The 17,396-nt window shown below is 62.9% G+C and carries 20 protein-coding genes; 2 read left to right on the plus strand and 18 right to left on the minus strand.

Annotated features, from left to right (window positions below; translation table 11 throughout):
* Positions 1–9 precede the first annotated feature (9 nt).
* The 14 genes from M0D65_RS04440 to M0D65_RS04505 form a co-directional block, all read right to left on the minus strand.
* Positions 10–282: a glutaredoxin family protein gene (locus tag M0D65_RS04440; RefSeq protein ID WP_266251421.1), complete on the minus strand. Its 273-nt coding sequence runs from the start codon at positions 280–282 to the stop codon at positions 10–12.
* Positions 279–1,850, minus strand: a complete 1,572-nt coding sequence (locus tag M0D65_RS04445) for a DegQ family serine endoprotease (protein WP_266251423.1) — start codon at positions 1,848–1,850, stop codon at positions 279–281. The genes M0D65_RS04440 and M0D65_RS04445 overlap by 4 nt, the downstream gene beginning before the upstream one ends.
* A gap of 20 nt (positions 1,851–1,870) precedes the next feature.
* Positions 1,871–2,914, minus strand: coding sequence for a MucB/RseB C-terminal domain-containing protein (locus M0D65_RS04450; protein WP_266251425.1), 1,044 nt, complete (start codon positions 2,912–2,914; stop codon positions 1,871–1,873).
* Between the two features lie 4 nt (positions 2,915–2,918).
* Entirely contained in the window at positions 2,919–3,545 is a 627-nt protein-coding gene (locus tag M0D65_RS04455; protein ID WP_266251426.1) for a sigma-E factor negative regulatory protein, read from the minus strand.
* An 83-nt stretch (positions 3,546–3,628) separates the two neighbouring features.
* The gene (gene rpoE, locus M0D65_RS04460; protein ID WP_091011580.1) at positions 3,629–4,228 is read right to left on the minus strand and encodes an RNA polymerase sigma factor RpoE; all 600 of its coding nucleotides are present in this window, start codon (positions 4,226–4,228) and stop codon (positions 3,629–3,631) included.
* Positions 4,229–4,326: 98 nt separating this feature from the next.
* On the minus strand, positions 4,327–4,710 hold the full coding sequence (locus tag M0D65_RS04465) for a protein YgfX (RefSeq protein WP_266251427.1): 384 nt from the start codon (positions 4,708–4,710) through the stop codon (positions 4,327–4,329).
* Positions 4,711–4,839: 129 nt separating this feature from the next.
* Positions 4,840–6,078: a beta-ketoacyl-ACP synthase II gene (gene fabF, locus M0D65_RS04470; RefSeq protein WP_091011578.1), complete on the minus strand. Its 1,239-nt coding sequence runs from the start codon at positions 6,076–6,078 to the stop codon at positions 4,840–4,842.
* A 318-nt stretch (positions 6,079–6,396) separates the two neighbouring features.
* Positions 6,397–6,636 carry an acyl carrier protein gene (gene acpP / locus M0D65_RS04475; RefSeq protein ID WP_012735022.1) on the minus strand — a complete coding sequence of 80 codons (240 nt, stop codon included), beginning with the start codon at positions 6,634–6,636 and terminating at the stop codon, positions 6,397–6,399.
* Between the two features lie 151 nt (positions 6,637–6,787).
* Positions 6,788–7,537, minus strand: coding sequence for a 3-oxoacyl-ACP reductase FabG (gene fabG, locus M0D65_RS04480; protein ID WP_266251444.1), 750 nt, complete (start codon positions 7,535–7,537; stop codon positions 6,788–6,790).
* A 62-nt stretch (positions 7,538–7,599) separates the two neighbouring features.
* Positions 7,600–8,532 carry an ACP S-malonyltransferase gene (gene fabD / locus M0D65_RS04485; RefSeq protein ID WP_091011576.1) on the minus strand — a complete coding sequence of 311 codons (933 nt, stop codon included), beginning with the start codon at positions 8,530–8,532 and terminating at the stop codon, positions 7,600–7,602.
* A gap of 121 nt (positions 8,533–8,653) precedes the next feature.
* A complete protein-coding gene (locus M0D65_RS04490; protein WP_266251447.1) occupies positions 8,654–9,643 on the minus strand; it encodes a beta-ketoacyl-ACP synthase III in 990 nt (329 codons plus the stop codon).
* On the minus strand, positions 9,643–10,785 hold the full coding sequence (plsX, locus tag M0D65_RS04495) for a phosphate acyltransferase PlsX (protein ID WP_266251449.1): 1,143 nt from the start codon (positions 10,783–10,785) through the stop codon (positions 9,643–9,645). The genes M0D65_RS04490 and plsX overlap by 1 nt, the downstream gene beginning before the upstream one ends.
* Positions 10,786–10,965: 180 nt before the next feature.
* Entirely contained in the window at positions 10,966–11,145 is a 180-nt protein-coding gene (gene rpmF / locus M0D65_RS04500) for a 50S ribosomal protein L32 (RefSeq protein WP_091011573.1), read from the minus strand.
* 116 nt (positions 11,146–11,261) lie between these two features.
* Positions 11,262–11,903 (minus strand): DUF177 domain-containing protein, encoded by a 642-nt coding sequence (locus M0D65_RS04505; protein ID WP_091011572.1) that lies wholly within the window; start codon positions 11,901–11,903, stop codon positions 11,262–11,264.
* Positions 11,904–12,130: 227 nt separating this feature from the next.
* Here M0D65_RS04505 and M0D65_RS04510 point away from each other — a divergent pair, with 227 nt between their 5' ends.
* Complete coding sequence (locus M0D65_RS04510) at positions 12,131–12,748, plus strand: Maf-like protein (RefSeq protein WP_266251453.1); 618 nt, start codon at positions 12,131–12,133, stop codon at positions 12,746–12,748.
* Positions 12,745–13,464, plus strand: coding sequence for an SAM-dependent methyltransferase (locus tag M0D65_RS04515; protein WP_266251454.1), 720 nt, complete (start codon positions 12,745–12,747; stop codon positions 13,462–13,464). The genes M0D65_RS04510 and M0D65_RS04515 overlap by 4 nt, the downstream gene beginning before the upstream one ends.
* A 33-nt stretch (positions 13,465–13,497) precedes the next feature.
* On the opposite strand, the gene M0D65_RS04520 is transcribed toward M0D65_RS04515, so the two are convergent.
* From M0D65_RS04520 to M0D65_RS04535, 4 genes are all read right to left on the minus strand, one after another.
* Positions 13,498–14,502 carry a S49 family peptidase gene (locus tag M0D65_RS04520; protein ID WP_091011569.1) on the minus strand — a complete coding sequence of 335 codons (1,005 nt, stop codon included), beginning with the start codon at positions 14,500–14,502 and terminating at the stop codon, positions 13,498–13,500.
* A 23-nt stretch (positions 14,503–14,525) separates the two neighbouring features.
* On the minus strand, positions 14,526–14,945 hold the full coding sequence (locus M0D65_RS04525) for a Rieske 2Fe-2S domain-containing protein (RefSeq protein ID WP_266251457.1): 420 nt from the start codon (positions 14,943–14,945) through the stop codon (positions 14,526–14,528).
* Positions 14,942–15,601 (minus strand): HAD-IIIA family hydrolase, encoded by a 660-nt coding sequence (locus tag M0D65_RS04530; RefSeq protein ID WP_266251459.1) that lies wholly within the window; start codon positions 15,599–15,601, stop codon positions 14,942–14,944. The genes M0D65_RS04525 and M0D65_RS04530 overlap by 4 nt, the downstream gene beginning before the upstream one ends.
* A 79-nt stretch (positions 15,602–15,680) precedes the next feature.
* Positions 15,681–16,709, minus strand: coding sequence for an RluA family pseudouridine synthase (locus M0D65_RS04535; protein WP_266251461.1), 1,029 nt, complete (start codon positions 16,707–16,709; stop codon positions 15,681–15,683).
* Positions 16,710–17,396 lie beyond the last annotated feature (687 nt).

Genomic DNA, 17,396 nt, shown 5'->3' on the forward strand with positions numbered 1-17,396 from the left:
CGGCAGGATTTAGGCTGGCCGGACCGGGCTGGCGCCTCTCGCAGCCAGCGCCGCACGCACGCGCGCTTCGTCGAGATGGTAATGACATAGCTCGACGCCATCGCAAACCAGCACCGGCACCCATTCGTTAAAACGCGTTTCGAGCGCCGGATCGGCGTCGATATCGATCACCTCGACCTGCGCGCCGAACTCAGCGAGCAGGGGTTCGAGTGCGGCCAGCATGTCATCGCAGAGGTGGCACCACGCGCGCCCATAGAGCGTGAGCGGTGCCGCCGTCGTCATTTCTGTCCAGCCGCGCGCGGGCGGATCGGCACGAACTGCGTGTTGTCGCCTCGCCGGACCAGCAACGCAACCATCTTCTGCGGATCGAGATGCGACGTTACGTCGTCGAACTGCTTCGCACCGGTGATATCCGTATCGCCGACCCGCAGGATGATATCGCCGCGTTGCAGTCCGACTCGCACCGCGGGACCATCGACGGCGTCGACCTGCACACCGTTGTTGAGCTTCAGCGTTTTCAGTTGATCGGCAGACAGATCGCTCACCGCGATGCCGAGCGCATTCGATGCACGGGGCTTCGCCGGCGTCGGCTTCTTCTGATCGGTCTTGGCGACCTTGTCGGTCTGCATTTCGGCGATCGTGATCGGCAGATCGCGCGTCTGGCCCTTACGCCACACGGTGATCGTCGCCTTCGAGCCCGGCTTCGTATCGCCGACCATGCGCGGCAGATCGGTGGCGGTATCGACCGAATGGCCGTTGAACTTCAGGATGATGTCGCCCGGCTGCACGCCGGCCTTGTCGGCCGGTCCGCCCGGCTCGACGCTGCTGACCAGTGCGCCTTGAGCTTTCGGCAGACCGAGCGAATCGGCGACATCTTTGGTCACCTCGCCGATCGCAACCGCGATGCGGCCACGCGTGACCTTCCCTGTCGTCTTCAGCTGGTCGGCGACCCGCATGGCTTCGTCGATCGGAATCGCAAACGAAATCCCCATGAAGCCGCCGGTCCGGCTGTAAATCTGCGAGTTGATGCCGATGACTTCGCCCTGCATGTTGATCAGCGGACCGCCCGAGTTACCTGGATTGACCGCCACGTCGGTCTGGATGAACGGCAGGTAGTCGCCGGTGTCGCGCCCTTTCGCACTGACGATGCCGGCCGTCACCGTGTTCTCGAGCCCGAACGGCGAACCGATCGCAACCACCCACTCGCCGACGCGCACCTTGTTCGAATCGCCGATCGTCACCGTCGGGAGATTCGCGGCGCTGATCTTGACGACGGCGACATCGGTGCGATCGTCGACACCGATCAGCTTTGCCTTGAACTCGCGCTTGTCGGTGAGCGTCACGTAAATCGTGTCGGCATCGTCGACCACGTGGGCGTTCGTCATCACGTAGCCATCCTGCGACAGGATGAAGCCCGAACCGACGCCGCTGCTTTGTTCGCTGTCGCTGCCGCTGTCGGGCGCGTCCTGGCTGCCGCCACTGCCGCCGCTATCGCCGCCGTTACTACCTCCGCCGCTGCCGCCGCCGTTACCACCATTGCCGCCGTTATTACCGCCGCCGCGCGGCGTACCTTGCGGTCCCTGCGGCAGGGGAATGCCGAAGAAACGGCGGAAGAACTCGGACATATCACCATCGTCGAGCCCCGGCGGCAGGCCGCGCATCGTGCTCGAGCTTGAGACTTTGGTCGTCGTGCGGATGTTGACAACGGCGGGACCGACCTTGTCGACGAGATCGGTAAAGTCGGGAAGACTGGCCGCGGGCGCTGCTGCAGACGCCGTATGCGGCACGAACGGCAGGCAAACAGCTACCGCTGCGGCCGCGAGGAATTTGCGCACCGGGAAAGTCGTCATATCGTAGCGAGCCGAAGGATTTACTTGGGAGCTTTGTATTCTATGGCAGACGCAAATTGCTGCAACGTGGCCTGAGGCACTTCCCCAAGCACGGTGACCCAGAAATCGCCATGACGCTTCACTAGCACATGGGTCGCACCGTTGCTGCCTGCGCCTTCTTTACGCGTGTTCTTCTCGACTGGTTCGATAAAAATCGAAATCGCCGCGAGGCCATCGGAGAATACAGCCTGATCCACCGGAATGGGGGGATCGCCTGCATCGCGCGCGGCCATCGGGCGGCGCAACTCGCGAATCTTGCGGAAACCGGGCACCGTCGGCTCGAACTTCCAGCCTTGCGCTTCCATGTCGACCGGCTCGAGCGGCGGCCGTACCACCGTCCACCCCGCTGTATTGCGAATGCCGTTGACGATACCGGCCTTGTCGACCGGCACACCGATGCGGATCTGTGTGAACGACAGCTGTTCGAGCACCTGGCCGCTCGCATCGAGCGTTTGCGCCCGTAGCAGCAGGCCCGTCTTCGTATCGGCCCACAGCTTGTAGGCGAAGCGCAGCGCGTCCTTCGGGTCCAGTTCGATCACCTGACTGTCGATCCCGGCCACGCGATCGCTGCCGAGCAGCTTCGGTTCGTACACGGTCAGGACCTGATCGCTGCTCGCAGACAGCAGCGCCGGGAAGGAATCCTTGTTCTGCCGCTTTTCGACGACGCAAAGATGGCGCTCGGGGATGAACGTATACAGATCGTCGTTATGCCGCAGCATCTTGCGCGGCTTGCCGTCGAGACTTTCGAGCTGTTCGAATTCGCCGTCGCCACGCGTCGCGTAATGGGCAATCCGCGACGACTGCACGTACGCGCCGCGCTGATAGACGAACGCGCCTTCGTAGTTCTGTTGCTGGGCAGCCTCGTGGATCCGGTTGAGCAGTTCCGCCGCCGTGCGACGCACGACGAGCGGATCGTCGGATTGCGCATAGACGCGCGGCGTTGCGGATAACAACACGGCTGCACAGAACAGAAGTACCGGCAGCCGCCCCCAGATAGTCGTTTTATTCAACCGCAGCGTCTGCATCAGACTATTGGCCTTGCGTGGTCACGGCAGCGCGAATCAGCGGCATGGTGTCGGACATGACCGGTTGTTGCGCGAATTGCTGGTGAGCTTCCAGATATTGATCGAGACGGGCGTCGCGAATGATGTTCGCGTCCTGTGCGACCGGCTGCACGGTAGCGGCGGGCATCGAGGCCATCGCGACACGTTGCACCGACGAATCGCCACGCGACGACAGCGCAGCGACCTGAGTTGCCCCCGGACCGCCGGACACGCCCTGCAACTGCGGCACGACGATCCACGTCAGCGTGGCAGCCGCGGCAGCGACCGCAAACGCCGGCACGACACGCCGACGCAGCGCCAGCAGACGGCGCGCGACCGGCATCGCAGCGGGCGCGAGCACGTGCGGCTCGCTCTCGAGACGCGCGGCAAAACCGCTGAGAAACGCACTGCTCGCCGCCGGGCTGATCGCCAGATCGTCGGAACGCATGGCGTCGCCGATCAGGTGATAGCGCGACCACGCAGCGCGATCCTCATGATTCAATTCAGAAAAAAACCTGTTCAGATGCTCGTCGCCGAACAACTCGCCGTCGACAACTGCGGATAGACGCTCGCCGCGCGAGCTTGCTTGCGATTGCATCGAGACCGACCCCATGACGCTCCCCATCTTGCTGACACCCCGTAGTGACACCACCTAACCCAGATATTGCGCCCTGCCCCGTAACGTTGCCGGTTCATTTACCAGCGTTTGCCTTCGGGTGTGTCCAGCAACGGACGCAATTTTGCCGCAATGGCTTCGCGAGCGCGAAAAATTCGCGATCTGACGGTCCCGATCGGGCAACCCATCATGTCGGCGATTTCTTCGTAGCTCAAACCCTCAATTTCACGAAGAGTAATGGCGGTGCGCAACTCTTCCGGCAAAACCGCCATCGCAGCGTTGACCGTCTCAGCGATCTGCTTGCTCATCAACATCGACTCAGGCGTGTTGATATCCCTTAGTTGGTCGGCATCCGAGAAAGTTTCAGCTTCTTCAGCATCCGCTTCGGTCGATGTCGGAGCCCGCCGGCCCTGGGTGGCAAGGTAGTTCTTTGCCGTGTTGACCGCAATCCGGTACAACCACGTATAGAACGCCGATTCGCCGCGAAACTGCGGCAACGCCCGGTACGCCTTGATGAAGGCGTCCTGAGCCACGTCCTCGACCTCGGCGGGATCCCGCACGAGGCGCGAAATCAGCCGGATGATCTTGCGGTGGTATTTGGTGACCAGAAGCTCGAATGCGGCCTTGTCGCCCTTCTGGACGCGCTCGACCAGCACCTGATCAATTTCTTTTTCGCTCACCTGATAAATCCGTTTAACGGTATGGGCTGCATGGCGGGGCACCATTGTAGCGTCCCCATCAATACGTCATGCAGCCGGGGTAACAGCGGTTATGTCCGTTACAGTCGGGCGCCCGCGCCGCGCCGGCCGAGTACGGCCAGTTCGCGAAACACGCCGCCCGGCAAGGCGTCGGCCGCAAGCAGCAACGGATGGGAGCGCCCGTCGTCGCCGACGAGCACAAGCATCAGAAGCCGGCCGGTCCATTGTGAACAACCCGCGACACGGCCCTGACAGAGCAGTGTTCCCCGGCGATTCCAGACGATGAGGCTATCCGGCCCGATTTTCAGCATGCCGGGCGCACCGCGATCCTGCCGGACACCGGCAATTGCCAGCGCAGCCAGTACCACGAGCGCGAACAGGATAGCGTGCCAACCGCCGACACGCGGCTCGAAGGTCGTAAAAACCGCGACCGCGGCAATCACGATGAAACCGCTGACGGCCACGCGCAACGCTGCGGACGGCCTCAGCGCGACTGGCTGAGACCGTCCGTCGACGGATTTCGTTCCGGGCAACCCGTGAGCAGGTGCTGGATAAGCCGGTGCGGGCTGGGGCGTCAAACAGTCATGCGCCGATCACGCGCGCTTGAAGACCAGCGTACCGTTCGTCCCGCCGAACCCAAACGAGTTCTTCAGCGCGACGTCGATCTTCATCTCCCGCGCCGTGTTCGCGCAATAGTCGAGATCGCATGCCGGGTCCTGATTGAAGATATTGATGGTGGGCGGCGAGACCTGATGATGCACGGCCAGCACGGTGAACACCGATTCGAGCCCACCCGCGCCGCCGAGCAGGTGCCCGGTCATCGACTTGGTCGAATTCACGACGATGTTCTTTGCGTGATCGCCAAAGGCACGCTTGATCCCGGTCGTTTCCGCCAGATCGCCGAGCTGCGTCGAGGTGCCGTGCGCGTTCAGGTACTGCACCTGATCCGTGCTCACGCCCGCGTTCTTCAGCGCGGCCAGCATGCAGCGGCGTGCGCCGTCGCCGTTTTCGAGCGGAGCAGTCATGTGATACGCGTCGCCGCTCATGCCATAACCGCCCACTTCGGCATAGATCTTCGCGCCGCGTGCCTTCGCGTGTTCGTACTCTTCGAGCACCATCACGCCGGCGCCCTCGCCCAGCACGAAGCCGTCGCGATCCTTGTCCCACGGACGGCTGGCAGTTGCCGGGTCGTCGTTACGCTGCGACAGCGCGCGCGCCGCTGCAAAGCCGCCGATGCCGAGCGGCGATACCGTCGCTTCGGCGCCGCCCGCAACCATCACGTCAGCGTCGCCGTATTCGATCAGCCGCGACGCTTCGCCGATGCAGTGCAGACCGGTCGTGCAGGCGGTGACGATGGCGAGGTTCGGGCCTTTGATGCCGAACTTGATCGACAGATGGCCGGAGATCATGTTGATGATCGAGGCCGGCACGAAGAACGGCGAAATTCGCCGCGGACCGCGGTTCAGCAGTTCGGTCTGTGTGATTTCGATCATCGGCAGACCGCCAATGCCCGAGCCCACCACGACGCCGATGCGTTCCGCATTCTCTTCGGTCACTTCGAGGCCGCTGTCCTTCATCGCCTGGATACCGGCCGCGATGCCGTAATGGATGAACGTATCCATATGGCGCGCTTCCTTGGCGGGGATGTATTCCTCGATGTTGAAGCCTTTCACCTCGCCGGCGAAGCGGGTCGAGTAGTTCGACGCATCGAACTTCGTGATGTTGGCGATGCCGGATTTACCGGCGACCAGATTGGCCCAGCCGTCGGCAACAGTATTGCCAACAGGCGACACCAGCCCAAGGCCTGTAACAACTACGCGACGACGGCTCACGGTAACCTCTTTTCCATAGAATGACGAAAGCAAAAAAGCCACAGCGGCCACAGGAAACTGCCCCTGTGCGCCCTGTGGCTGTTTAACCTGAGATGCACTAACGAGCGCATCGGCGGCTGAGCCCGCAAACGCAGATCTCGTGCGCGTTGTACCTCAACCCGCACGCCAGTTTGCGCCGACAGGCGGCTCGACACCTGCGCGGACCGACGGGCCATGCGGCGCATAACCGACTGCGCCGCCGACGCTATCTGTCCCACCACGATGACACGGCCCGGCCGGCGGCCGGTCGCGAACGCGGACAAGCAGGCGCGAATGGCTTCAGGCCTTGACGTTCGCGCGAGCGTAGTCGATCGCTTGCTGAACGGTCGTGATCTTCTCAGCTTCTTCATCCGGAATTTCCATGCCGAATTCGTCTTCGAGAGCCATCACGAGTTCAACCGTATCGAGCGAGTCTGCACCAAGGTCGTTCACGAACGAGGCTTCGTTCTTGATCTCACCTTCTGCCACGCCCAGTTGTTCTGCGACGATCTTCTTGACGCGCTGTTCGATATTGTCCATTACCCCTCCAAGGGAAAAAGAGTTCAAAAATACAGGTGCGCGCATTTTATCAGGTTTGCCCCTCTAAAAAAGCGGCGCACCGGGTTCCAGTCAAGGCATCCGCGCGATGCTCACACAAACGCATCAAGGCGCGGATAGTAACCGAATCCGGTTACGACATGTACATCCCGCCATTTACGTGCAACGTCGTACCCGTGATGTAGCCGGCGTGCGGCGAAGCGAGAAACGCGACCGCATGCGCGATGTCGTCCGGACTACCCAGACGGCCTAGCGGAATCTGCGTGAGCAGCGCCGTTTGCTGCGCTTCGGGCAGGCCCTTCGTCATATCGGTATCGATGAAACCAGGTGCGACGCAATTCACGGTAATGCCGCGGCTGCCGATCTCGCGCGCCAGTGCGCGTGTCATGCCGGCCACGCCGGCCTTCGCTGCCGCGTAGTTCACCTGCCCCGGGTTGCCCGCCGAACCGACCACCGACGTGATGTTGATGATGCGGCCGCTGCGTGCTTTCATCATCGGGCGCAGCACCGCGCGCGACAGACGGAACACCGACTTCAGGTTGGTATCGATCACCGCGTCCCAGTCGTCGTCCTTCATGCGCATTGCGAGCTGGTCCTGCGTGATGCCCGCATTGTTGACGAGCACGTGGAGCGCGCCGAACTCTTTTACCGTGCTGTCGATCAGCGCTTCCGCCGCTGCTGCGTCGTTCACGTTCAGCACCGCGCCGCGACCGGTCACGCCTGCCGCCTTGAACCCTTCGCTGATCGCATCCGCGCCGCTTTCGCTCGTGGCGGTGCCGATCACCGTCGCACCCTGGCGCGCCAGTTCATGGGCAATCGCACGGCCGATACCGCGCGAGGCGCCCGTTACGATCGCGATCTGCTTGTCGAGAGTCTTTTCCATCGTTGAGGTCCGGAGGGCCCGTAAGCGGGCCGATTGAGTCGTAGTCGCAAGTGAGGCGGTGTTCAGGCCGTCACGAGCTTGAGGGCTTCGTCGAGCGAAGCCGGGTCGGTGATCGAGAGGCCGACGAGATTGCCGTCGATGCGCTTCGTGAGACCCGTCAGCACCTTGCCAGGCCCACATTCGACTACGTGTGTCACGCCGTCGCGCGCAATGGCCTGCACGCTTTCGACCCAGCGCACCGCAGCGGCAGCCTGGCGCACCAGCGCATCCTTGATCGCGGCCGGTTCGTTGACGATCGCCACGTCGACGTTGTTGACGAGCGGAATGGCCGGCACCTGGATCTCGACATTCGCCAGGTAGGCGCGCAACTGGTCCGATGCTGGCTTGAGCAACGACGAGTGAAACGGTGCCGACACCGCCAGCGGCAACGCGCGTTTTGCGCCGTTCGCCTTGGCGATTTCGCAGGCCTTTTCGACGGCTGCCTTCTGACCCGCGATCACGACCTGCGCGGGCGCATTGAAATTCACCGCTTCGACGATGCCCGCCGCCGACGCTTCCTTGCACACTGCGCGCACCGCATCGTCGTCGAGACCGAGAATCGCCGCCATGCCGCCCTCGCCGACCGGCACCGCGGTCTGCATCGCCTGCGCGCGAAAACGCACGAGCGGCACCGCGTCGTGAAACGCCAGCGCGCCCGCAGCGACCAGCGCCGTGTATTCACCGAGGCTATGACCCGCGACGATCGCCGGTGCAGGACCGCCCGCAGCCCGCCACGCGCGGTACATCGCGTAAGCGGCTGTCAGCATCACCGGTTGCGTGTTGGTGGTGAGATTCAGATCGTCGGCGGGACCTTCGGCGATCAGCTTGCCGAGATCCTGGCCGAGCGCGTCGGACGCTTCCTGGACCGTCTCGCGCACGACAGCGTGATCGGCAAATGCGTTGAGCATGCCAACCGATTGCGAGCCCTGCCCCGGAAAAACGAACGCAAATTTCATATCGTCCCCAAATTCGATGTAGTCAGATGAGGGTAGCGTGCACCGCGTCGCGTCTTCCAGACGCAGACGCACGTGGTGCGCGCGATGCCGCGTACCGCCATGCGGCGCTCAGAAACGGATCTCAGAAGCGGATGACGGATGCACCCCAGGTGAAGCCGCCACCGACGCCTTCAATCAGCACGTGCTGGCCGCGCTTGATGCGACCGTCGCGGACTGCGACGTCGAATGCGAGCGGAATCGAGGCCGCCGACGTGTTGCCGTGTTCGCCCACGGTGACGACCATCCGTTCCTGCGGCAAGCCGAGCTTGCGGCAGGTGCTCTGCATGATACGGATATTGGCCTGATGCGGAATCAGCCAGTCGATCTGTTCCGGCGCGAGATTCGCCTTGTTCAGCGCTTCGATTGCAACTTTTTCCAGCACGTTGACGGCGAGCTTGAACACCGCCGGCCCGTCCATATGAAGAAAAGCGCTGCCCGCGATCAGGCCGCCGTTCACATTGCCCGGCGTGCACAGGATATTCGCGTGGCTGCCGTCCGCATGCAGTGCGCTCGACAGCACACCGGGTTCGTCCGATGCCGACAGGATCACGGCACCGGCACCGTCGCCGAACAGCACGCAGGTCGTGCGGTCGTTGAAATCGAGAATGCGCGAGAAGGTTTCCGCACCGATCACGAGCGCCGTACGATGCTGGCCGCTGCGGATGAAACTGTCGGCTGTCGCGACCGCATACGCAAAGCCCGAGCAGACGGCCTGCACGTCGAAAGCCGCGCCGTTGTTCCTGATACCGAGCTTGTTTTGTAGCAGACACGCCGTGCTCGGAAAAACGAAATCCGGCGTAGACGTGGCGACGATGATGAGATCGATGGATTGCGGATCGATGTCGGCCGACTCTATTGCCCGTTGGGCAGCGATCAGCGCGAGGTCGCTGGTCGTGACGTCCGGTTCGGCGAAATGACGTGTGTGGATGCCCGTGCGGGCCACGATCCATTCGTCGCTCGTCTCAACGCCTTGCTTCGCGAGACGCTCGGCGAGTTCCTGATTGGTGACGCGGCCAGGCGGCAGATAACTGCCGGTGCCGAGCACGCGGGAATAGGTAACAGATTGAGCCATTATGCCTTCGAGGATAGCGCAGCGTAGGGCTCGGCCGTCTGGCCGGCAATCGGACTTGCGGGGTTGGCGGGGCTTGCTTGACCCGCCGCTGCACCGCCGCTTGTGTCGCTTGCGTCGCGCGCTGCCTGTTCGAGAGAACCTGCGTTTTCTTCCATCGCTCGCGCCAGGCGTTCGAGCACGCCATTTTTGACGGCATCATACCCGCGTTTGATCGCCCACTCAAACGCGTAGGCATCGGCCGAACCGTGGCTTTTAATGACGAGTCCGCGCAGGCCGAGCAGCGCCGCGCCGTTGTACTGGCGATGGTCCACGCGCTTCTTGAAGCGCAGCAACACAGGCAGTGCGAGCACCGCCATCAGCCTGGTGAGCAGCGAGCGGCCGAATTCTTCCTTGATGATGTCGGAGAGCATCTGCGCGAGCCCTTCCGAGGTCTTCAGTGCAACGTTACCGACGAACCCATCGCAGACGATCACATCCGTCGTGCCTTTATAGATATCGTCGCCTTCGACGTTGCCGCGGAAATTCAGCGTGCTCGCGCGCAGCAACTCGCCCGCGCGCTTGATCGTCTCGTTGCCCTTGATGACTTCTTCGCCGATGTTCAGGAGACCAATGGTGGGACGGTCCTTGCCTTCGAGCGCCGACACCAGCGCATGCCCCATCTCGGCGAACTGCAGCAGATGCTGCGGCTCGCAATCGACGTTGGCGCCGAGGTCGAGCATCATCGTGTAGCCGGTGCGATTGGGTAGTGCGAACGCGATGGCCGGGCGTTCGATGCCTGGCAGCGTTTTGAGTACGTAGCGGGATACCGCCATCAGTGCGCCGGTGTTGCCGGCGGAAATGCAGGCCTGTGCCTCGCCTTCCTTGATCCGGTTCAACGCAACCCGCATCGAGGAATCTTTTTTCTTGCGCAGCGCGACTTCCACCGGGTCGTCCATTGCGACGACTTCGGACGCGGGCACGACGGTCAACGCAGGCTCGTCCAGCGCCTTCGCTTTTTTCAGCTGGGCGCGAATCGCAGTTTCGATGCCGACGAGCAGAAGCTGCGCATCGGGATGCGAACGGACGAATTTGACAGCAGCGGGCACGGTCACGGATGGACCGTGGTCGCCTCCCATGCAATCTATCGTGAGCTTTACGGTCATGGAATGCGACGAATTTCAGACGCTCTGAATGGGATCGCGGTAACCGCTAAAGCGCTAACCGCGACCGACACAAAAAAGCGGCAGTGAATGCCGCGTTTTTGCCGAGCCGGGGAAATGTCAAGCGAGGTCAGCGAACCGATCGCCACGCGAAACGCCGGAGGGCGCAACGCAATCAAGCGATTAGTCGTTCTTCGTCTTGACGACTTTCCTGCCGCGATAATAGCCATTCGGGCTGACATGGTGACGCAGATGCACTTCGCCCGTGCTCGGTTCAACGGCCAGCGGTGCGGCGTTGAGGAAATCGTGCGAACGGTGCATGCCGCGCTTCGACGGCGACTTCTTGTTCTGTTGAACTGCCATGATAACTCCTGAAAATTTTCCGAATTCTAACACAGCCCGACCCGGCCATCGCCACTGGCCGAATGGCCAGCGCCCCGCATCGCGCTACCTGCAACCCTGGGTACTTCCTGTTCCTGTCAGTGCTTCTCGCCGTCGGGATCGTTGCGCTTGAGCGCACCCAGCGCCGCAAACGGATTCGGCCGCTCGGGCTCGCCGCCCTCGACTTCATCCTTCCCGCCTTCATCGGCTTCGTCTTCTGCCCCACCGACGCCCGACACCAGACTTTCATGCACTTCCGGGCAGACATCGTGCGTGGGCACGAGCGGCATCGAAAGCAGCAACTCTTCCTCGATCAGGTCGACGAGATCGAACTGGCGCGAGCCCACGATCACCTCGACATCATCCTCGTCGAGCGGAAACTCTTCAGCTTCAGCTTCCGTGTTGACGATCCGGTACGTCGCATCGACGTTGAAAGCCTGCTCATACGGCGCGAGACACCGCTGACAGCCCAACCACGCGGCACCGTGAACCGCGAGCCGCAGATAAGGCTGGGGCCCCTCGGTGCCGTCATCCTGCAATTCCGGCTGCGTCGCCCCTTCGGCCTGCCACGTGAACGCGGTGTCGCGATCTGGTGCATCCGCCGGGACTTCGTTTAACATGCGCGGCAGTTGCGAGACGCGCAGCACACCCGCCGCCTGCCGCCCACTGCGCGCGAATTCGAACAGATCGAGTTCGCGCAGCGAGGCGAGACCCGCAGGTTTGCCAGGATTTTGAGTCATGTGCACTCCTGCTTCTTGCCTAGGATGTCAGCGAAAACCGGGCGAGGTACGCCTCACCGCCGGTCCGAAACTTGAAATTACGATACAAAGTACTTCAAATCCGCGAACGAGCAAAGCCGTACCGCCGAAAAGCCCGAAACTATATCCGTTTTGTCGTTTCGAGTCAAACACTTAAGCCCGCACGCACACCGTGCCGTGCGGCCCGCCCTTCCAGCCGTCGATTTGCCATGCCAGATTCCCCTGAACACCCGCCCCGCCTGATTCTGGCGTCGAGCTCGCGCTATCGCCGCGAGCTGCTCGAACGCCTGCGGGTCCCGTTCGACGTCGTCGTGCCCGCCATCGACGAAACTCCTTTAGCCGGCGAATCGCCCGCCGCGACCGCGCTGCGGCTTGCCGAGGCGAAGGCACGTGCGGTTGCGGCCGGTCTCGACGAACGACAGCCCGCGCTCGTCATCGGCTCCGATCAGGTCGCGACCTACGACGACCGGCAGATCGGCAAGCCTGGTTCGCACGCCAATGCGCTTGCCCAGTTGCAAACCATGCGCGGCCGCGAAGTGCTGTTCCATACCGCGCTGTGCCTGTTCGACAGCCGTACCGACAGCGCACAAACGCTCGATGTCATCACCCGCGTGCAGTTCCGCAACCTGCCGGACGCCGCGCTCGACGCCTATCTGCACGCCGAAACCCCGTACGATGTTGCGGGCAGCGCCAAGTCCGAGGGGCTCGGCATTGCGTTACTCGACGCCATCGAATCCGACGATCCGACGGCGCTCGTCGGCCTGCCGCTGATCGCGTTGACGCGCATGCTGCTCGCGGCCGGCTATCCACTGCTGGGGCCGCAATGAGCGGCACGCTTTATCTGATCCCGAATACGCTCGGCGAAGGCGACGCTGACGCGCTTGCGGCCGTCCTGCCCGCACCGGTCCGCAGCCGGGCCGCGGCGCTCGGCTATTACATCGGCGAGAACGCCAAGACAACGCGCGCGTTCCTGAAAAAAATCGGCACCGAGCGCCCGATCCAGGAGATCGAGATCCGCGAACTCAACGTGAATACGCCTGCGGGGGAGATCGACCGTTTGCTCGCGCCGATACTCGCGGGGGCTGACGCGGGGCTCGTTTCCGAGGCGGGCTGCCCGGCCGTGGCCGATCCGGGTGCGCTGCTGGTGCGCCGCGCGCATGAACGCGGCGTCAAGGTCGTGCCGTTTGTCGGTCCGAGTTCGATCCTGCTCGCGTTGATGGCCTCGGGCCTGAATGGCCAGAGTTTTGTGTTCCACGGCTATCTGCCGGTGGACGCCGCCGAGCGCGCAAAACGCCTGCGCGATCTGGAACAGCAGTCGCGCAAGGCGCAGCAGACGCAGATTTTCATCGAGACGCCCTACCGCAACCGCGCCCTGCTCGATACACTGCTCGCGAGTTGCGCGCCGTCGACGCGCGTCTGCGTCGCCGTCGATCTGACGCTTGCAAGCGAAACGATTGTGAGCCGCGCGGTCAGCGACTGGAAAAAAACGCCGGCGCTCGATCTACACAAGCGGCCGGCGATTTTCCTGCTGCTGGCGGTATAAAAGAAGCGCTGACCGGATCCGGTCAGCGCAGATTCAACGCAGATTCAACTTGCCGCCGAGCACCATCGCGTGCATCGCGGCACTACCGACCGCCGCGCCGAACTTGCGTGCGACCCGGTCGGTGAAACTATCCTTCACGGTGTAGTCAACGATGTCCGGCGCCTTGATGATTTCGCGCGCAACGAAGTCGGTACTGCCAAAACCATCAGCCAGTCCCAGTTCGACACTTTTCTCGCCGGTCCAGAAAAGGCCCGAGAACGTGTCCGGCGTCTCATGCAGCCGCTTGCCGCGACCTTGACGAACCGCATCGATGAACTGCTGGTGAATCTGGTCGAGCATTTCCTGCGCATGCGCGTCCATCTTCGGCGTATCGGGCGAGAACGGGTCGAAAAAGCCCTTGTTTTCACCGGATGTCCGCAGGCGACGCTGGATACCGAGCTTGTCCATCAGCCCGGTAAAGCCGAAGCCGTCCATCAGCACACCAATCGAACCGACGATGCTGGCCTTGTCGACATAGATCTTGTCGGCGGCGGCCGCAACGTAATAGCCACCCGATGCGCACATGTCGCCGACCGTCACGTACAGCGGAATGGACGGATATTTGTGCCGCAACCGCTGGATCTCGCTATTGATGATGCCCGCCTGCACCGGGCTACCGCCCGGGCTGTTGATGGCGAGCACGACGCCCGCGGTACCCGCGTCGTCGAAGGCGCTATCGAGCGCGGAATTGATATCGTCGGCGTTGGCGTTCGTGCTGGACGATATCTCGCCGTCGAGCGAGACAAGCGCCGTATGACGGCCGGTCGACGTAACCTTGTCGCCCGAAAAATCGAAGATCCCCCACGCCAGCAACAGCACGATGCCGAGCGCGACGAAGCGAAAGAAGATTTTCCAGCGCCGTGCCGCGCGTTGTTCGCTGATCGCGGCGAGCGCGATGCGCTCGAGCGCCGCACGTTCCCAGCCGGGCTCGGAGGTGGCGCCCGGTTGACGGCTCGGGTCGGACGATTGATTGGAACCAGGAGTGAGATTGTCGGACATGCGTCGCAGAGGAAGTCAGGATTTCAGGAGGTTGCCGGGCGCAGATCGCCATCGGGCAGCCAGAACACCGCGGGGCCTTCCGGCGTGTCGCGCTCGTCGACCTGGACCGCGCGCAGCCGGCCGCCGCGGCACGGACCGCCGACACACTTTCCGGTGTCCGGCTGATAGATCGCTCCGTGCGTAGCGCACATCAAGTATAAACCGGACGATTCGAAGAACTGGCCCTCGACCCAGTCGAGCTCCATCGGCACGTGAGCGCAGCGATTCAGGTAACCATACGCACGGCCGTCGTAGCGCACGAAGAACACGACCGCTTCGCCGCCGGCATAGGTTGCGGCGCGCCGCACCCCCGCCCCGCCGTCGACGAGCTCTGCCGCGTCGCACACACGCACCGGCTCGGCCTGTGCCGTTGGATCGCTCGTTCGCGTCACATCGGCATTCATGCGTGGTCGTGCAGCCAGACGGACAGCGACGTCACATCGGACGCGAGGAATTTCGGTTCGAGCGCAGCCAGCGTCGCAGCCGGATGCGCGCCGTAGGTGACGCCGATGCCGGACATGCCGGCATTGATCGCCATCTGCAGGTCGTGCGTCGTGTCGCCGACCATCACGGTTCGAGCCGGATCTTGACCGAGTTCGCGCGTGAGTTCGTGCAGCATCGCCGGATGCGGTTTCGAGAAAGTTTCGTCGGCACAGCGCGTTCCGTCGAAGAGGCTCGTCAGACGCACCTGGTCGAGCGCGCGGTTCAACCCGACGCGGCTCTTGCCGGTCGCCACGGCAAGCAGGTAACCCTCATCGCGCAGGCCTTGCAGCATCGCGGGCACGCCGTCGAAGAGCTCGGTGGTCTGATCTTTCACGAGATAGTGAAAGCGGTAGCGCTCGGCGAGGCGTGGATAGTCGGCCGGATCGAGCGTCGGTGCCGCGATCTGCAGCGCATCGCGCAAGCCCAGGCCGATTACGAAGCTGGCGGCTTCATCGGCAGGGACCGGCAGGCCGAGATCGCGGCACGCGGACTGGATGCTGCGCGTGATGTGGGCGGTCGAGTCCATCAGCGTACCGTCCCAGTCGAAGACGATCAGGTCAAATTGCTGTCGAGCCATGCAGGTTTCGTCTCGCTTTCAGGAAGTGGGATGGGAACGACGGATCGACGCCCCGCCGGGCTGGCGGCACGCAGCACGATCATCGACCGCCGCCGCTTGCATCGCTTTGGTCACGCAATGCGCGCAACTGATCGACGAAACGCCGGCAATCGGCCGGCAACGGCGCCTCGAACTGTAGCGTCGCGCCGGTGGCCGGGTGCGTGAGCTTGAGCCGGTAAGCGTGGAGAAACATCCGCTTCAGGCCCGGGCGCGCATCGGCACGCGCAAGCGCCTTGTTCAGCGCGAAATCGCCATATTTTGTGTCGCCGAGGATCGGCAGCCCGAGATGCGCCAGATGCACGCGGATCTGATGCGTACGGCCAGTCTTCAGTTCCGCTTCGAGCAGCACGTAGCCGGAACCGGGCCACTGGTCGACCAGATTGAACACCGTATGCGACGGCAGGCCGTCCGGTTGCACCCGCACCCGTCGCTCGCCATCCGGCAACAGGTACTTGTGCAGCGGCTCCTTGACGATACGCCGGCGTCCCCAGTCGCTCGCCCATTCGCCCTGAACGCACGCATAGTACCGTTTATCCATGCGGTTCTCGCGAATCTGCTCGTGCAGCGCCACCAGCGCCGAGCGCTTCTTGGCGAGCATCAATACACCGGAGGTTTCCCGATCGAGCCGATGCACCAGTTCAAGGAATCGGGCCTGCGGATGCGCCTGCCGCAACTGCTCGATCACGCCGAACGCCACCCCGCTGCCGCCATGCACAGCGACGCCCGACGGTTTGTCGATCACCAGCAGGTGATCGTCCTCGAACAGGATCGGAAAGTGGGCGGCGGGTACGTTCGACGACACGACCGGTTCTTCCGGCTGCGCCACCCGGATGGGCGGCACGCGCACGATATCGCCGGAAACGAGCCGGTACTGCGCATCGATTCTGCCCTTATTGACCCGCACCTCGCCGCTGCGCAGGATTCTGTAAATATGGCTTTTGGGCACACCTTTACAGACTTTTAACAGGAAATTGTCGATGCGCTGGCCGGCCGTATCCTCGTCGATTTCGAGCATCGAGACCTGGTCACCTGCGACCGATTTCTGGGAAATTTTGCCTAACTCTTTCATTCTGAATATAATTTGCCCAGCAGTCTGCAGTGGCCGGCGCATCGCCGGTAGCCGGACAGACTGCGCAGGTGCAAGCGTTAAAGGCGTATTTTACTTGTGCCGGGGCGGGTTGCTCACCCTGAAATTGAGATGCAACAAGTTGCACGCACGGAACCCAATGCCAGGCAGGGACGGCGCCCACAGGCGCGTTCGGTCAGGACCGGCTCCGACGGTAACGGAACTTTGGTAAAAAAGAATTTAACTGGCGGGCGTCGTCGGCGGGCAGCGGAAGCTGCCGCGGGACGAGTCGGCCAGTGGCGAAAATACGGCGTGCGCCCGTAGCGTTTCGCGAATGAATGCGAAACATGGCGTCGTCAAAATGAGGCGAGACACCCAGGTGGGAAGTCGGGCGTTTTGTGCAAGCTTCCCGCACGCGGCATAGCCGCGGTCTTCGTGGCTCCGGTTTTGCGCCCAGTTGGCGCGCCGGCAGACGCAGAAGGCGCGAACTGCAGGCTGCCCGACAACCGCGGCGTGTTGTGCTGTTATTTGAAGCCGTATTCGCATGTGCCCTGCGGCACCGCGTCCATTTTCAGCCGGACGGGGCCCTCTCAGGCAATTCTCCCGCCAACGTTCCAGCTCCAGCGTGCCCGTGACAACACAATAAGGTGCGGCGCGCCGCCGCCCTCACCGTTGCTGCGACTGACAACC

Origin of the sequence: Paraburkholderia sp. CHISQ3 (genome assembly GCF_030464945.1) — a bacterium.
Classification (GTDB): Bacteria; Pseudomonadota; Gammaproteobacteria; order Burkholderiales; family Burkholderiaceae; genus Paraburkholderia; species Paraburkholderia megapolitana.

What these genes read in the sequence shown, in the direction of transcription:
- M0D65_RS04440 (WP_266251421.1), bottom strand. Translation starts at nt 282, where the DNA reads ATGACGACGGCGGCACCGCTCACGCTCTATGGGCGCGCGTGGTGCCAC.
- M0D65_RS04445 (WP_266251423.1), bottom strand. Translation starts at nt 1,850, where the DNA reads ATGACGACTTTCCCGGTGCGCAAATTCCTCGCGGCCGCAGCGGTAGCT.
- M0D65_RS04450 (WP_266251425.1), bottom strand. Translation starts at nt 2,914, where the DNA reads ATGCAGACGCTGCGGTTGAATAAAACGACTATCTGGGGGCGGCTGCCG.
- M0D65_RS04455 (WP_266251426.1), bottom strand. Translation starts at nt 3,545, where the DNA reads ATGGGGTCGGTCTCGATGCAATCGCAAGCAAGCTCGCGCGGCGAGCGT.
- acpP (WP_012735022.1), bottom strand. Translation starts at nt 6,636, where the DNA reads ATGGACAATATCGAACAGCGCGTCAAGAAGATCGTCGCAGAACAACTG.
- fabG (WP_266251444.1), bottom strand. Translation starts at nt 7,537, where the DNA reads ATGGAAAAGACTCTCGACAAGCAGATCGCGATCGTAACGGGCGCCTCG.
- fabD (WP_091011576.1), bottom strand. Translation starts at nt 8,532, where the DNA reads ATGAAATTTGCGTTCGTTTTTCCGGGGCAGGGCTCGCAATCGGTTGGC.
- M0D65_RS04490 (WP_266251447.1), bottom strand. Translation starts at nt 9,643, where the DNA reads ATGGCTCAATCTGTTACCTATTCCCGCGTGCTCGGCACCGGCAGTTAT.
- plsX (WP_266251449.1), bottom strand. Translation starts at nt 10,785, where the DNA reads ATGACCGTAAAGCTCACGATAGATTGCATGGGAGGCGACCACGGTCCA.
- rpmF (WP_091011573.1), bottom strand. Translation starts at nt 11,145, where the DNA reads ATGGCAGTTCAACAGAACAAGAAGTCGCCGTCGAAGCGCGGCATGCAC.
- M0D65_RS04505 (WP_091011572.1), bottom strand. Translation starts at nt 11,903, where the DNA reads ATGACTCAAAATCCTGGCAAACCTGCGGGTCTCGCCTCGCTGCGCGAA.
- M0D65_RS04510 (WP_266251453.1), top strand. Translation starts at nt 12,131, where the DNA reads ATGCCAGATTCCCCTGAACACCCGCCCCGCCTGATTCTGGCGTCGAGC.
- M0D65_RS04515 (WP_266251454.1), top strand. Translation starts at nt 12,745, where the DNA reads ATGAGCGGCACGCTTTATCTGATCCCGAATACGCTCGGCGAAGGCGAC.
- M0D65_RS04520 (WP_091011569.1), bottom strand. Translation starts at nt 14,502, where the DNA reads ATGTCCGACAATCTCACTCCTGGTTCCAATCAATCGTCCGACCCGAGC.
- M0D65_RS04525 (WP_266251457.1), bottom strand. Translation starts at nt 14,945, where the DNA reads ATGAATGCCGATGTGACGCGAACGAGCGATCCAACGGCACAGGCCGAG.
- M0D65_RS04530 (WP_266251459.1), bottom strand. Translation starts at nt 15,601, where the DNA reads ATGGCTCGACAGCAATTTGACCTGATCGTCTTCGACTGGGACGGTACG.
- M0D65_RS04535 (WP_266251461.1), bottom strand. Translation starts at nt 16,709, where the DNA reads ATGAAAGAGTTAGGCAAAATTTCCCAGAAATCGGTCGCAGGTGACCAG.